The sequence below is a fragment of the Paenibacillus sp. AD87 genome, assembly GCF_001659845.1.
Classification (GTDB): Bacteria; Bacillota; Bacilli; order Paenibacillales; family Paenibacillaceae; genus Paenibacillus; species Paenibacillus marchantiae.
Window position 1 is genome coordinate 386080 of record NZ_LXQN01000022.1, and the last position, 14245, is coordinate 400324.

The following is a 14245-nucleotide window of genomic DNA, read 5'->3' on the forward strand; positions in this document are numbered from 1 at the left end:
TTGTAGACTGACCCGCGGTTCATTCATTTTTGTAAAACCAAGGAGGAAACACAATGTCACGTAACAATCCGTACAAGTGGTTAAACGCGATTGGATTCATCGCTGTTATCGTAGTAAATTATCTTTCCAACGCGCTGCCTATCGGAGGTAGAACCAACAAGGAAGTATCGGATATGTACCCTGTATTGCTCACCCCTTCGGGCTATGCATTCTCTATATGGGGGCTGATCTATCTGCTGCTCGCTGGCTTTGTCATCTATCAGTTCGTTCCCTCTTCTTGGAAAAGAGACTCCATTACCCGCCTCGGTTACTGGTTTCTAGCAAGCTGTGCCTTTAATGTAGCGTGGATCTTTGCTTTTCAAAATCTCAAAATCGGTCTCGCCTTAGTCGTCATCGTTCTGCTTCTGTTGTCCCTGATCATGCTATATGTAAAAACGCGTGCAATCACCCTCCCCACAACTGCCGAAATCTGGCTCGTGAAGCTGCCGTTCAGCATATATCTTGGATGGGTTAGCGTGGCAACCATTATCAATGCGGCTGTATTATTATATAAAATCGGCTGGGATGGCTTCGGACTCAGTGAACCTACCTGGACCATCATCATGTTAATTGTAGGCCTTGTGCTGGCTGTACTGGTGAGCTTCCCTTACCGGGATAGCGTATACCCACTTGTCTTTACTTGGGCATACATTGCCATCGCACTCAAACAAAAAGACGTTACCTCCGTATATTATACGGCAATTATCATTGCGATCGTACTAGCCATTTATGCGGTATGGCTATTCTTCGCCCGTAACCAGGATCGGGATTAATCCGGATCCGTTCATATAAATTCAAAAAGAGCCGATTTCGGTCATCTGACCAGAAATCGGCTTTTTATGTAACTTTCCTTGCTTGGCAAATATCAGTCTCCCCTATTTGAGGGCAATGACCTCGATCTCCACAAGAGCATCCTTCGGCAGACGAGCAACTTCAACTGCGCTGCGTGCCGGATAAGGCTGTTCGAAGAACGTGCTGTACACTTCGTTTACCGGAACAAAATCATTCATGTCTTTCAGGAAAACAGTCGTTTTCACAACTTTGTCCATACTTGTGCCTGCTGCTTCAAGAATGGCCTTCACGTTGCTCAGGGACAAACGAGTCTGCTCCTGTACATCGGCTCCGAATTCTCCTGTTTGCGGGTTCAGGCCAAGCTGACCGGAAGTATAGATGAAACCGCCTGCTTCAACAGCCTGGCTGTATGGACCAATGGCACCTGGCGCCTGATCGGTAGAGATTGGTTTTTTCATGGATGAGTTCTCCTTCATGTTCGCTGTCCTGCCACCGCGAGGAGACAAGCCTCGAACTCATTTTTGAAGCTTATTATACCACGATCCTACCCAGGCAAGAAACGTCTACCCTTAGCTCTCATTCCAAATCGGATAACCATGAATATCTCAGGACTCATCCAAACCAAGCACATGAATAACATCATTGGAATACACGTGGTTTCCATTGGTTTGAACAAGCGCAATGTTCATCATGGCGCGAGCTATGGTTGAAGCCTGGATTGCCCGGTATTTATCCACTCTGCCTTTCATCCAGCGATCCAGAAACGTCATGGCATGAGCTGCCAACTGCTCACCCAACCGTTTTTCTTTGCGATCTCCGAGGATTAACGACGGACGGAATATGTGCAGTGAACGGAAACCGATATCCGTTAATGCCTCTTCCATCTCTCCCTTGGTCCGACTATAAAACACACGAGACCCGGCATCGGCTCCCATGGAAGAAATGACGAGCATCTGGGATACACCGTACTCCTTGGCCAGTTTGGCGGCTTTTACGGGGTAGTGAAAATCCACTTGGCGGAAGTTTTCCTGACTGCCGGCTTTTTTAATCGTTGTACCCAAGCAACAGTACAAGTCATCAACATCGCGAAATAGATCTTTCTGCTCTTCAAGTTGTTCCCAATCCACGACATGCTGCTCCAGCTTTGGATGTTCCATTTCAAGCGGTCGTCTGACCAATACACGAATCCGGCCATAAGCCGGATTCTGAAGCAAGCTGCGTACCAGTAGTCCACCCACAAGCCCGGTGGCTCCAATCACAAGAGCTTGCCGTTCGTGATTTTCCAAGTACATCCCTCCACATATCTCTATTTCAGAAGCACACGACGTCCAAGCGTAAACGTAAGAACCAGCATCGCTGCACCAACACCCACTTGGAAGCCATAGGTGGAAACCCAATTCATCGCGTCCGGCCAGGTTTCCATTCTCTCATACAACCAGCCACCAATCAGCGGTCCAAGAAACGAGGTCACTCCGGTCATAGCCGAATACACGGCGACAAACATCGGTCTTTCGCTTTTGGGTGTATCTCCGATTGTGAAGTTGAAAGCAAGCTGGTTGAATCCACCCACACCAATACCGAGAAAAATATGAGATAAAAAAAGCGCTATCAAAACAGGCATAAACGACATCAATCCCCATGACAGACAGGAGAGTGCGATGATCGGTAATGTCCAAAATAATAAGGTTTTATTGCTGAATCTTGCGTTCAGATTGCCCCAGATATAGAATCCGGCCATCATAACGAGCGTCTGCACCACGGTGATTATAGATACCGTCTGATAATTAATGTTAAGCAGGTCAAGCATCACGTAGGAAAATAGCGGAACGATCAACGTCTGGATCAGTAACCAGGCCGCGAGGAACATTGCAGCCCTCAAAAAGGAAGGATCCTGAAACGGCTTCTTGAACATGCCCAAAAAAACCTTTTCAGTTGAACGTTCAAACGGCACATCTGGATAAAAGCAATAAATAACTGTATTGGCTATGGCGCAAATCCACACAGGAATGAACAGGATTAAGAAACCCATCTCCCCGGGGAAACGGTCCAGAACGATGCCTCCAGCAAATAAGCATACGCTTCCAAGTGCGTTCAGAATCGTGTTTCGAATTCCGAAATAACGCCCTCTCACCTTGGCAGGAACGATATCTCCAATCAACGAGGTCCAGATCATACCACCAATCGTATTGGCTATGAATGCAACCGTATACACACCAATATAAATGCCTACCCACCACTCCTTGGGAAACAGGAACGGGATGAGGCCCGTCGAACTCCAAAGGACGCGATGCACCCCTACAAACAATATAAGCATGCGTTTGCGGCTGCGAATGCGCTGCATCCAGTAAGCCGCTCCAATCTGGGCGATATTGACAAACGTCGTAATGGCGAGCACAAAGCCAATATGTCTTGACCCGGCCCCAAGGTACAGCAGAAATCCGGTTAAAAATGGGCCTCCCAGCAACGTCTGCAAAATAATTGCCGGTACACCCTCCCATGTTGCAATGGATAAATTCGTGCGTTGTGTCGAACCCTTGCGCCGTGGTTTGCCTGCAAACGGAGGAGGGTTAACGTTGACCGTCTTCTGTATGGGGATACACTCCTTAGACCGGGTTTCAAGAGCCGGTCGATGCTAGTTGTCACCCCAAATTCTACTCACAGCGTGATGGTTGTCAACTCATTTTTTCACGGTTCAACGGGAGATAGAGATAGAAGGTACTCCCCTTACCCTCAGCGCTTTTAAGTTCGATCGATCCGTCCAGTAATCTTGCCAAATCCCGACTGATTGACAGGCCAAGTCCAGTTCCCCCAAATTTGCGGCTAATAGACCCGTCAGCCTGTTGAAATGCTTCAAAAATGGATTGATGTTTGTCTTCAGCAATGCCAATTCCCGTATCTTGTACCGAGAAAACAATCCATTGACTTAGAATGCCTGACTTCTTCATTTGCTTGGTACTCACGGTCAGTGTGACCTTCCCCTGATGCGTAAACTTGATGGCGTTGGACATAAGATTACGCAAAATCTGCTGGACTCGTTGGGGATCAGACCAGAGGGTCTCTGGTAGTCCTGGCTTCTTGTCCAGTTGCAGCTGGACTCCCTTTTTCTCGGCAACCAACTGGAAGTGATTCATGGCATCTTCCGTGAGTTGGGCAACACTGATATCCTCCAAGACGATATCCAGTCTGCCCGCTTCCACTTTGGACAGATCGAGAATGTCATTGATTAACGTTAGCAACTCCTGACCAGAATGCTCAATCATTGTGGCAAAACGTACGACATCCTCCTGCTCCAGCGTATCACCGTTCTCGCTGATCATCTGGGCAAAGTTAATGACACTGTTCAACGGTGTTCGCAGTTCATGCGACATATTCGCCAAAAATTCCGATTTGTACTGCGAAGTAATCATCAACTGCTTGGCACGGTCTTCCAGCACGATCTGAGCTTTCTGCAATTCTTCCTTTTGCACAGACAATAAACGATTGGTGCTCTGGATGAGCAAAATCCGATTCTGTTCATTCTGGAAATCTCGTAAAATAAAAGCAAAAATAAGACTAAGTAAAATACCAACAGGAAGGGTATACGGCATAATATGTGAGAAAAAATATGTAGCCGGGATAACGCCGACGATAGCTATGTTCACACTATTGACCACATTTACAATCAATATGACGATGACACCTTTAACAATTAGCCTGTAGTCACTGCGTCTCATCCATATATTCAACCCTGCACACAGCACACCCAAGATTGACATGTTGATCAGTGCAGCCACCGTAGCATCATTGATACCGAAAGTTAACCGGGTCAGTCCAATCCCAACACCCACGATAATCACGCTATAGGGTTGTCTATACGTCAAAACGGCAACAATTAAAGGAACAAAACGAAGATCGAAGACAACTTCATCATTAAGCTGAAATCCAAATACCGTGCTGATCCAGCCTGCAAAAATAAGTACAAACAACGAACATATCTGTTTTACTCGTGATGAAGCTCTTATTACGACGTATTTATAGAACACACTAGCAAGGTAAGCAATGGTAATGAGCATCCCCATGTTTAATACGAACATTTTTGAAAATTGCATTCACTCACTCCTGTTGTCGTGTATTCATTGACAGAAAACCTTTAGTCCGTATACATCTCTATCATATCATGCCCATTCAACCTTCGACATTCCTTCGTCGTCAAAAAAATGCACAAAAATACACAAATCAGGATTCAATTTGTGCGCTGAACGTAGTAGAATATATTGTTGTTCGATTTTATTTGCTGTGATCCAGTTCCTTGCGAACCTGGATGAAAGGAGAAACGGTGTTGTGCACGTATTAAAAAGCAAATCCTACTGGCTGTCGTTAAGCTTGATGCTTTCCTTGGCTGTCATGGGGATGTTCTATGATATTCTGAATAGTCCGGAGCGCGGGTTCTCTGTTCTTAATTCCCCGTTGGACCGGATCATCCCTTATGTACCTTCCATGTCCATACCCTATCTGGGTTGGTATCCGTTTGTCTTCGGCGTCTTGGCTTATTTATGTGCCAAAGATCGGCTCACTTATTATCGCGTCCTGTTATCCATGAACATCTGTGTCTGGATCTGTTACCTGATCTATTTTAATTTTCAGACTATGGTGCCGCGTCCCGAGTTAACAGGTACAGGTCTCGGCGCATCTCTCCTTGGATGGCTCTACGGCCAGGACCGTCCATATAATTGTTTTCCAAGTATTCATGCCCTTCATTCTTATCTGGTTATGCGTGCTGTTCTCTCCGTTCAGAGTATTCGCAAACATGTTAAGGTGTTAGTTGCTGCTGGTGCAGCACTGATTATATTGTCCACCTTAATGATTAAACAACATGTAATCTATGACGCCCTGGGTGCAGTCGTACTCGGCGAATGCGTTTTTACAATTATCACTGGGCTCTCGCTGCTCCGTCGTCGTAGAAAAGAATCGAAGTGGACTGAGGGGATCAGCTGACCCCTCGCTCCGACGATTTCTGGAGATGCTGTTGCCGCCTCCACTCATCAATAAACAAACTTGCAAAATAGGGATCCCACTGGGTCCCTTTTCCTTCTTCCAAAATAGATAGCGCTTTCTCATGGCTCATCCCATTCCGATATGGACGATCAGACGTCATGGCATCAAAGGCATCAGCCACGGCAATGATACGACCAAACAGCGGAATCTCTTGGCCTGCTATGCCATCAGGATATCCTTTGCCATCATATCTTTCATGATGAGACCTTACACCCGGCAGGAAATCTGCCATGGCATCAATCGGTTCAATCTGTAACAAAATGCCCTCTCCAAGAACGGGATGTGTGCGAATGATGGCGAATTCGTCATCAGTGAGTTTCCCATCTTTCAATAACACTTCGTCGGGTATGCCGATTTTTCCAATATCATGAAGCAATGCTGATTTGTATAATAGATCTGCTTGTTCCTCATTCATGCCACTCAGCTTGCCAATCATAATGGAGTACTCTGCCACCCGCATGGAATGACCTGCCGTATATTTGTCCCGTGCGTCCAATGCAGCCGCCAAGGTGGAAAAATAACTTTGCAGCAACTGCCGATTACGTTCTTGTCTCATCTCAAGCCGATTAATCATCATATTGAATCCGGAGATGAGCGCAGAAAATTCATCCGCGTACAGATCAGGGGTTCTTCTGCCCAGGTCTCCCTCTTGAATTCGGTTCATCTCCTCCGTTAGCTCTGCAACCGGACCACGAACATCCCGAATCAGCAGCCAGCTTCCCACAAGGGCGAAGCCCCCGCCCAGCACAACGATAAGAACTGCCCACAGAATATACTCTTTCGCAAACTCGCTATCCATATACTGAAGACGGATCGATGTAGCCAGGAAGAACAGAAATAATGGAAATAAACCGATCAACGCCGTACTCAGCTGAAATTTACGTTGAATGGACACCAGGACACGTCCTCCGAGAGATGGCTCCATGCCATGCTGTTCTTTGCCTCTGCGGCGAACTTCCAGCAGCAGCGGTCTCACGGTCCGAACCGTCAGAAAATATTCAATTAAGGCATGCATCACGGCGATCAATAAGGCACACGCAGCTGCAACTGCGACATATCCATACGGAAATTCCAGCCATCCTGTAGAAATCATCCATATCGTCAATCCGGCAGCAGGCAGGGAAAATCCAAGCATATGCGGACCCAAAATACGATAGATCGTTTGTCCCGGAAAACGGTGAATGCTCTCATACATTTTTGTCAATTCGGCCTTTTCATGATGCTCAGCGGCAAAAAACTGCCGGATGGGGCCAAGTTGTGCCCATAACGTAATCAGTTCTGCAACAAGCATGAACAATAGTGATATCAACACAATGATAATAAGTCGTACAAATTGAATGTTTGGTATTTGTAAGGTAGACACCATAACGACTGTACCTACCACAAAAACAGCTCCCATTGAACCGATAATATAATTTCGCATCAGACGAAAGATAAATGAACGGTATACTTCCACCCTAACCCCTCACTCTCTAGGTGTAAACCCGTTCTCCCCATTGATGATGACAGAGGGAAATTAAGGGTACAGCCTCCTATTTGTTATCGGTTGCTCGGACTGAAAAAATTAATTCATTTCACGGACGGGAAACCTCCATCCTGGAATTAACTATGAATCGCTCATTTAACTTATATGTACGCGTACAACCATACAAAAAAGACTGTTCCCCGTAGGAAACAGCCTGATGTAGCAAGACATTTCTTATCCTTTAATCTTAGCAGCGAGAATCATTGTACCACGCGGCTCATCACCCATCGCATCCGGTTCAAGTGTGATCGCGACCGTGTCGTAGTCGTTGGCAGAGTCTAACGTATAATATACCGCTCCCGTTCCATTATGGCTCAGGAAGGTCCCCGCATTCTGAGGTGTATCGCCCTTGATCAGCCAAACCTGGAACGCCTCATTCCCTTCCAGAGTAGGCAAGTTCTCCGCCTGTACGACCAGGTGAGTGCCTTTGCTGTCAATAACGATGGTAGCCAGTCCTTGGGCGACAATGTCCTGTGTCGCAGGACTAAGCTTGACGGCTTCACCTGTCTGCATTCCCTGTGCAGGCTGCAGGGACGAAGCGAGCTGCTCTTTCAGCTGTACATTCTGTGCCTGCGCCTGAGCAAGCTGCTCTTGCACTGTCGATGAGCCCGCAGCTTGCTGCTTCAGCGAATCGACCTGGCCTTGCAGCTGCCCGGCGTAGATGCCGAGCACGAGCGCCGCTGCCGCGAGGGCTGCGCTCGCTATGCGCCAGGCGCGGCTGCTGCGCGCACGCGCGCGCCCTTGAGGCTGCCATGGCTGTGCCTGTGCAGCCTCTTCTGCCCGGGCTGCAGGCACCGCCGTCTCCGGCGGCAAGCCTTGCCCGGGCTGCGCCGCTTCTTGCTGCGGCGCAAGATCAGCCTGAAGCACCACGGGTGCTTCAGGCTGCGCAGGAGCAGCCGCCGGCTTCGTTCCGGCGCTCTCCTGCGCGTGTCCAAGCACGTTGCTCAGCACACGTGCTCGCATGCCAGGCGGCGGTGCAACAGGTTCCGCCGCGAGTGGCAGGAAGCCTGTTACTTCCTGCAATTCCCTCACCTCCTGGCGACAAGACTCACATTGGGCCAAATGTGCTTCAAATGCTGCCACTTCCTCCGCTTCGAGTCCTCCCAGCACATACACCGGTGCCAGATCAGACCATTCCTCATGTCGTTCTATCATGGATGTATGCCCTCCCTTCCCGCGTCCGGATGCAATTCAGCATCGGCGAGCAGCTTCTGAAGCTGCCGCATCGCAAGCCTGACACGGCTCTTTACCGTACCCAGCGGAATCCCGAATCTGCTGGATACCTCCTGTTGCGTTAAGCCTGCATAATAGATCGATTCAATGACCTGTTGCTGGTCACCATTCAACTGGGACAGCGCCTCCTTGATTCGGACACCTTCCCATTTGCGCTCTATTTCTTCTTCTGTATTTGTATGTTCATCGGCATATGCCGCCAGTGTTTCGTTCTCCACTGAGGTCGTAGCTGCGCTTTTGGATTTTCGCCTCAGCATGTCCACTGCAATGTTGCGCGTAATGGCGAACATCCACGTGGTCAGCTTCCCCTGTGAGGCCTCATATCGTTCAGCATTGTTCCAAACCCGCAGGAATAATTCCTGGACAGTCTCTTCTGCTGTCATTGGATCACCAACGATCCGATAAGCAAAAGAATACACCGCCCGCTCGTAGCGGTCATATAAAAGCTCCAGTGCGGAAGCATCTCGTTCCGCAATCTGCCGCATTAACCTGCTGTCCTCTATTGATTCAGTCATGCGAGGGCCCCTTTCCGTGTCATCCCTCTTATTATAACCTACGCAGAATCATTTGAAGAGGATTACCTTATTGAAGAAAAAATTTGAAATATTTTCGCAATTGTTTTCAAAAAAAGCTTCAACCTTCCTTTTTATTGCAAAAAATTACAGCCTGTGGTATACTCTAAGAGTTGGTATTTAAACAACCTCATATGATTTTCTGTCTTCTTTAAACCCCGGAATATTTTCTTCATGCTGCGACCGCAGCGAACATGCACATTAACCTATGAAGATTGAAGAACCTGAATCACATTAACCCGGTAGTACAGAGTTTCACAAGATGTTCCCATTCACACTGGCGCGGTCATCGGAGCCGCAAGGACAAAAGAGAGGTAGGGCTTTTGTTGTTTTGGATGTCACTTATTCTTGAGAAGATTGAAAACATACACAAAGCACCCGGAATTGGGTTCCGGGTGTTTTTCCATGTCCACTTTTAAGAAAAAATGTCCAGACAGCTAAAAGGCGCCGATACAATCTCGGCGCCTTTCATCGGAGTTGTATGGATCAACTCCCTGATACTGTTGCTGTTATAAGAACTAGATAAACATCGTTTTGGAGATGATGACCAACAGGATGAACAGTACAAGAATCGTACCCATGGATCCCCAGCTTCCTCCGCTATGTCCATAGGAAGTTCCACAACCATGGTGATACCCATGAAGCACTGGAGCCTGATTGGGATGATGAGCGTAGCCGTAGCCATAGCCCGCTGGCATAGTTCCACAACCATATCCGTACCCATGCATTTCATGACCTGTGTATCCATGCATGTGCTCATACCCTCCCACGTATCCGTATACGTGTCCCTGTCCGTTCGGTGAATTCGGTTTTACTTCGCTCATTGTTCATTCCTCCTTAACATTTGCCTACACCCCTAAGCTATGTATTATGCCTACCTCTGGACCGGGCTATGGCCCTACTTTGACAAAATAGGCGTTTTCACTATTCCTGTAAGCTTGTCCTCAAACCAAAAAAAAACCCCACCGGTAAACCGGCGGAGTTCAACATATTATACCCAGAAAGATTTAGTGATGATAACGAGAAGAATGAACAGAACCAAGATGGCACCAGTTGATGTCCAGCCGCCGTATCCTGCGCCTCCAAGTACTTCGCTCATGGAGATTCCTCCTTTACCAATGGTTTAGGTGTTAAGGGTCTATTAGATAAGGAATGCTTTGGAAATGATAACCAACAAAATGAAGAGAACCAATATGGCACCAGTCGATGTCCATGCGCCGCCGTATCCACCTACAACTCCACTCATGCAAAACCCTCCTTTTATTTGAGGTACAGTTCACTATATGCAAAAATCACACACTAGATCGGGCTCTGGTTAAATTTGGGCAGGCATTACCTACGAAGCAACCATATTCTCTTTCTCTTTGAACCCATGAAATGCAAAAAACCGCAAGCCCCAGAAAGAGACTTGCAGTACATTGTATAAGACCATCTTCCTTATGCTGCTGACTTCCGTCAGTTCGGACGTGCCTGACGGGATGAAAGTTTCTCCTGGACAGATTGCAGCTTCTGTACACTGGAGGCATCCGGTTTGTCACGACGATCGTCGATCTTGACGGATGTGGAGACACGCTGAGCTCCCGACAGAAACGGAGCTTCATGCAGAGCGGCAATTGCTGTAAATACTTCATTGAGCGGGCCTTCGATAATGGTACTCATGGAGGTCAACTGATATGTAATGCCCCGCTGGTTTTCCAATACTTTCTGCATATCCGCCACATAACTGCTCAAGCTGGTCGTCCCGGTGCCAATTGGAATTACGGTCACTTCTGCTATTGCCATTTCGCTCCGCCTCCCTTGGGCCCCGAAAGATACCGGTGCCGCTCATTTTTAGTCGATTTTTGCCTGTTTTTATTCTACCAGTTGAAGGAGCTATAATTCAAACTGACGTGATGACGTCATCTGATTTGACCAAAATTTTTTTTTAATAAATCTTCAAATCTTCCAGTCCTTTTCCTTTGCGGAATCCTGGCTTAAATGGTATACTCGGAATTACGTTTTACTGTGTTGACCCTGTTTACAAACACTATATGTTGGGTTACAGTAAGAGAACAGCAACAAAATGTAGTAAAATCAAATCACCCCACTTCTATTAGTCATCTTCTGAAATCTCGCGAAAAACAGGATGAAATCACCTCTAAAGGCACGTCCCTGTAGGTGTAAATCGCTTTCTCGAAACAGACTTGACTCGGAGGTTAACGGGGCTATTTGGACTGCACCGGTATCCTCTAATTCACAGGCGTGTCTGCTATAGACAAAAGATTACATAAGCACCCTTTTCTGTCTTTTTTTGATTCTTCAAAGACAGTAAGGAACTCAGGGCATCCATGGGCATTTTCAGCCGCGAGGCAAGGGGAATGCTTTTTATGTGACCATGTTCTGCGTGCGCTCCTATGTGCAAGATGAGGCAAGACTCGCAATCACCGCCGTTCAGTCCGCAATATGCAGCTTATATCTTTATCTCACCGTAAGAAGACACTCAATTCTTTATATAAAGAATTTCTCCAATTTATCTCTTAAACATGCGAAAGCGAGGAATATTCATGCCACAAGTTGTGACCAAGCCGAACAACCGCCAGCTTGCCTTTGATGATATGCGCATCTCGGTATATGCAGATCGTATTCTGGAAGGACTGGACATGCTGGACAAGGAACGTCTGATACGCGGGGTAAACAGCAAGCTCCGTCGTGACGAAGTTACCGGAGACGAGATCAGCAGCGCTTTTATGATGAGCGCTCTGGAACTGGTAACGAAGGAAGAGCCTAACTGGAAATTTGCAGCGGCACGCTCCCTGCTTACTTCCCTTTACAAGAAAGCGGCAACCAACCGCAGATACAAATCTTACCCGGAAGAGCCTTACGGCGCTTTCCACCCGCTTCTAGTGGATCTTGTGAAGAAAGGCATCTACCGCGAAGAACTGCTGGAATGTTACACCAAAGAGCAGATCGACGAACTTGCTGAATGCATCGATTACCGCAACGATCTGTTGTTCGACTATATCGGCTTGCTCACACTGGCAGAACGTTACCTTGCACACGATTTTGACGGAAAAGTCATGGAATTGCCTCAAGAGCGTTACATGGTTATCGCGATGTACCTGATGCATCAGGAGCCTGCTGAGAGACGTATGGATCTCGTTAAGGAAGCTTACTGGGCAATGAGCAACATGTACATGACGGCAGCTACACCTACGATGTCCAATGCGGGTAAAAAAGTGGCTGGACAACTCTCCAGCTGTTTCATTGATACCGTGGATGATTCCCTTGAGGGTATCTTTGACTCCAACACAGATGTAGCACGTCTCAGCAAAATGGGCGGCGGCATCGGCGTTTACCTCGGTAAAGTCAGAGCTCGCGGTTCGGACATCCGGGGTCACAAAAATACAAGTTCTGGCGTAATCCCTTGGATTCGCCAACTAAATAATACTGCGGTCAGCGTAGACCAACTCGGAACACGTAAAGGTGCAATCGCTGTTTATCTGGACGTTTTCCATAAAGACATTCTGGCCTTCCTCGATCTGAAGCTGAACAATGGTGACGAGCGGATGCGTGCGCATGACGTATTCCACGGCATCTGCCTGCCTGACCTGTTCATGGAGCGAGTGGCCAGCCGCGGCGAATGGAACCTGTTCTGCCCGCATGAAACGAAAAAAGTGATGGGCTGGAAAGATGAGAACGGTCGTCCACTCGGACTGGAAGATTTCTATGATGAGTCCGTAGGCGAAGGCGCGTTCCGTGAGAAATATGAGGAAGCGGTCAACCACCCGCTGTTGTCCCGGATTACGGTTCAGGCGATTGACATCATGAAACGTGTTATGAAATCCCAACTCGAAACCGGTACGCCTTACATGTTCTACCGGGATACTGTTAACCGTTCGAACCCGAACAGTGCACACGGCATGGTGTACTCTTCCAACCTTTGTACCGAAATCATGCAGAACCAATCTGCAACTGTAGTTGAAAAAGAAGAGCTCGTAACCAAAGATGGACAAACCCGCATCGTGATTTCCAAAGTACCGGGCGATTTCGTAGTCTGCAACCTGAACTCCATTCACTTGGCACGTGCTGTACCTCATGATGTATTGGAGCGTCTGGTACCGATTCAGGTTCGTATGCTGGACAACGTTATCGACATCAACAACATTGAAGTGCTGCAAGCCCAATACACCAACAGTCAATACCGTGCGGTTGGTCTGGGAACATTCGGACTTCATCACCTGCTTGCTCTCGAAGGCATTCGTTGGGAATCGGAAGAAGCAGTCACATATAACGATAATCTGTACGAAAAAATTAACTATTTGCTCGTGAAAGCCAGCATGGAGTTGTCCAAGGAAAAAGGACATTATCCGAAATTCCAAGGTTCCGATTGGCAAACAGGTAAATACTTCGACCAACGGGATTACACGACTGGTGAGCGCGTAGGCGAATTCGTTACAACTGAACAATGGAAAGAACTGCAAGCCCAAGTACAGCAAAACGGTGTACGTAACGCCTGGTTGTTCGCCATTGCACCAAATGGTTCAACGTCCATCATTGCCGGTTCAACAGCCAGCATTGATCCGCTTTACGAACTGTTGTCCTATGAAGAGAAAACGACATACAAGATTGCCAACCCGGCACCTGACCTGTCCGAAAAAACGATCTGGTATTACAAAACAGCGTTCATGGTGGATCAACATGCTTCCATCAATATGGCCGCTGCCCGTCAACGCCACGTCGATCAGGGACAAAGTTTCAACTTGTATGTTCGTCCAGATATCAAAGCAACGGAATTCCTGGAACTGCATCTGCACGCCTGGAGAGCCGGCATTAAATCAACTTATTATGTTCGCAGTCGGGCATTGACTATTGAAGAATGCGATTCTTGCGCAAGCTAAGTTTTATCGTGATGCTGAAAGCTCACTAGATCTACGATGACTACCAGGGCATCCTGTTTTGAATGCAAAATGGCGTTGCCCTGGTACTTTTTTGCCCAAAACACGATCACAACATCATGAGATGTTGATATAGATGCCACATTACAGCCCCTAATATATAAGTTGAAATAATA

Annotated in this window: 14 protein-coding genes; 3 read left to right on the plus strand and 11 right to left on the minus strand. The window is 47.4% G+C overall.

Going from position 1 to position 14245, the window contains the following annotated elements; translation table 11 throughout:
* The first annotated feature begins 53 nt into the window (after positions 1–53).
* Positions 54–812 carry a tryptophan-rich sensory protein gene (locus gpAD87_RS29910; protein WP_063567998.1) on the plus strand — a complete coding sequence of 253 codons (759 nt, stop codon included), beginning with the start codon at positions 54–56 and terminating at the stop codon, positions 810–812.
* Between the two features lie 102 nt (positions 813–914).
* Here the strand turns inward: gpAD87_RS29910 and gpAD87_RS29915 are convergent, their stop codons facing one another.
* From gpAD87_RS29915 to gpAD87_RS29930, 4 genes are all read right to left on the minus strand, one after another.
* A complete protein-coding gene (locus gpAD87_RS29915) occupies positions 915–1289 on the minus strand; it encodes a RidA family protein (protein WP_063567999.1) in 375 nt (124 codons plus the stop codon).
* Between the two features lie 147 nt (positions 1290–1436).
* A complete protein-coding gene (locus gpAD87_RS29920) occupies positions 1437–2117 on the minus strand; it encodes an oxidoreductase (protein ID WP_231952951.1) in 681 nt (226 codons plus the stop codon).
* A 20-nt stretch (positions 2118–2137) separates the two neighbouring features.
* Positions 2138–3295 (minus strand): MFS transporter, encoded by a 1158-nt coding sequence (locus gpAD87_RS29925; RefSeq protein WP_231952963.1) that lies wholly within the window; start codon positions 3293–3295, stop codon positions 2138–2140.
* A 208-nt stretch (positions 3296–3503) separates the two neighbouring features.
* On the minus strand, positions 3504–4919 hold the full coding sequence (locus gpAD87_RS29930) for a sensor histidine kinase (RefSeq protein ID WP_064642562.1): 1416 nt from the start codon (positions 4917–4919) through the stop codon (positions 3504–3506).
* 232 nt (positions 4920–5151) lie between these two features.
* Between gpAD87_RS29930 and gpAD87_RS29935 the strand changes: the two genes are divergently transcribed.
* The gene (locus gpAD87_RS29935; RefSeq protein WP_079695791.1) at positions 5152–5805 is read left to right on the plus strand and encodes a phosphatase PAP2 family protein; all 654 of its coding nucleotides are present in this window, start codon (positions 5152–5154) and stop codon (positions 5803–5805) included.
* Here the strand turns inward: gpAD87_RS29935 and gpAD87_RS29940 are convergent.
* The 7 genes from gpAD87_RS29940 to gpAD87_RS29960 form a co-directional block, all read right to left on the minus strand.
* Complete coding sequence (locus gpAD87_RS29940; RefSeq protein WP_064642564.1) at positions 5798–7321, minus strand: HD-GYP domain-containing protein; 1524 nt, start codon at positions 7319–7321, stop codon at positions 5798–5800. The genes gpAD87_RS29935 and gpAD87_RS29940 overlap by 8 nt on opposite strands.
* A 243-nt stretch (positions 7322–7564) precedes the next feature.
* The gene (locus gpAD87_RS29945; protein WP_064642566.1) at positions 7565–8545 is read right to left on the minus strand and encodes an anti-sigma factor domain-containing protein; all 981 of its coding nucleotides are present in this window, start codon (positions 8543–8545) and stop codon (positions 7565–7567) included.
* The gene (locus gpAD87_RS29950; protein WP_064642567.1) at positions 8542–9138 is read right to left on the minus strand and encodes an RNA polymerase sigma factor; all 597 of its coding nucleotides are present in this window, start codon (positions 9136–9138) and stop codon (positions 8542–8544) included. The genes gpAD87_RS29945 and gpAD87_RS29950 overlap by 4 nt, the downstream gene beginning before the upstream one ends.
* A gap of 575 nt (positions 9139–9713) precedes the next feature.
* Complete coding sequence (locus gpAD87_RS32745; RefSeq protein WP_063568262.1) at positions 9714–10019, minus strand: hypothetical protein; 306 nt, start codon at positions 10017–10019, stop codon at positions 9714–9716.
* Between the two features lie 167 nt (positions 10020–10186).
* On the minus strand, positions 10187–10294 hold the full coding sequence (locus gpAD87_RS32370) for a sporulation protein YjcZ (protein ID WP_197521564.1): 108 nt from the start codon (positions 10292–10294) through the stop codon (positions 10187–10189).
* A 42-nt stretch (positions 10295–10336) separates the two neighbouring features.
* Positions 10337–10441, minus strand: coding sequence for a hypothetical protein (locus gpAD87_RS32750; protein WP_017690880.1), 105 nt, complete (start codon positions 10439–10441; stop codon positions 10337–10339).
* 209 nt (positions 10442–10650) lie between these two features.
* Positions 10651–10977: an MTH1187 family thiamine-binding protein gene (locus gpAD87_RS29960; RefSeq protein WP_063568261.1), complete on the minus strand. Its 327-nt coding sequence runs from the start codon at positions 10975–10977 to the stop codon at positions 10651–10653.
* 761 nt (positions 10978–11738) lie between these two features.
* Here gpAD87_RS29960 and gpAD87_RS29965 point away from each other — a divergent pair.
* Positions 11739–14072 (plus strand): ribonucleoside-diphosphate reductase subunit alpha, encoded by a 2334-nt coding sequence (locus tag gpAD87_RS29965; protein ID WP_063568260.1) that lies wholly within the window; start codon positions 11739–11741, stop codon positions 14070–14072.
* The last annotated feature ends 173 nt before the right edge of the window (positions 14073–14245 follow it).

Coding starts and splice junctions, on each gene's coding strand:
- gpAD87_RS29910 (WP_063567998.1), top strand. CDS start 54: ATGTCACGTAACAATCCGTACAAGTGGTTAAACGCGATTGGATTCATC.
- gpAD87_RS29945 (WP_064642566.1), bottom strand. CDS start 8,545: ATGATAGAACGACATGAGGAATGGTCTGATCTGGCACCGGTGTATGTG.
- gpAD87_RS29950 (WP_064642567.1), bottom strand. CDS start 9,138: ATGACTGAATCAATAGAGGACAGCAGGTTAATGCGGCAGATTGCGGAA.
- gpAD87_RS29960 (WP_063568261.1), bottom strand. CDS start 10,977: ATGGCAATAGCAGAAGTGACCGTAATTCCAATTGGCACCGGGACGACC.
- gpAD87_RS29965 (WP_063568260.1), top strand. CDS start 11,739: ATGCCACAAGTTGTGACCAAGCCGAACAACCGCCAGCTTGCCTTTGAT.
- gpAD87_RS32370 (WP_197521564.1), bottom strand. CDS start 10,294: ATGAGCGAAGTACTTGGAGGCGCAGGATACGGCGGCTGGACATCAACT.
- gpAD87_RS29915 (WP_063567999.1), bottom strand. CDS start 1,289: ATGAAAAAACCAATCTCTACCGATCAGGCGCCAGGTGCCATTGGTCCA.
- gpAD87_RS32745 (WP_063568262.1), bottom strand. CDS start 10,019: ATGAGCGAAGTAAAACCGAATTCACCGAACGGACAGGGACACGTATAC.
- gpAD87_RS32750 (WP_017690880.1), bottom strand. CDS start 10,441: ATGAGTGGAGTTGTAGGTGGATACGGCGGCGCATGGACATCGACTGGT.
- gpAD87_RS29930 (WP_064642562.1), bottom strand. CDS start 4,919: ATGCAATTTTCAAAAATGTTCGTATTAAACATGGGGATGCTCATTACC.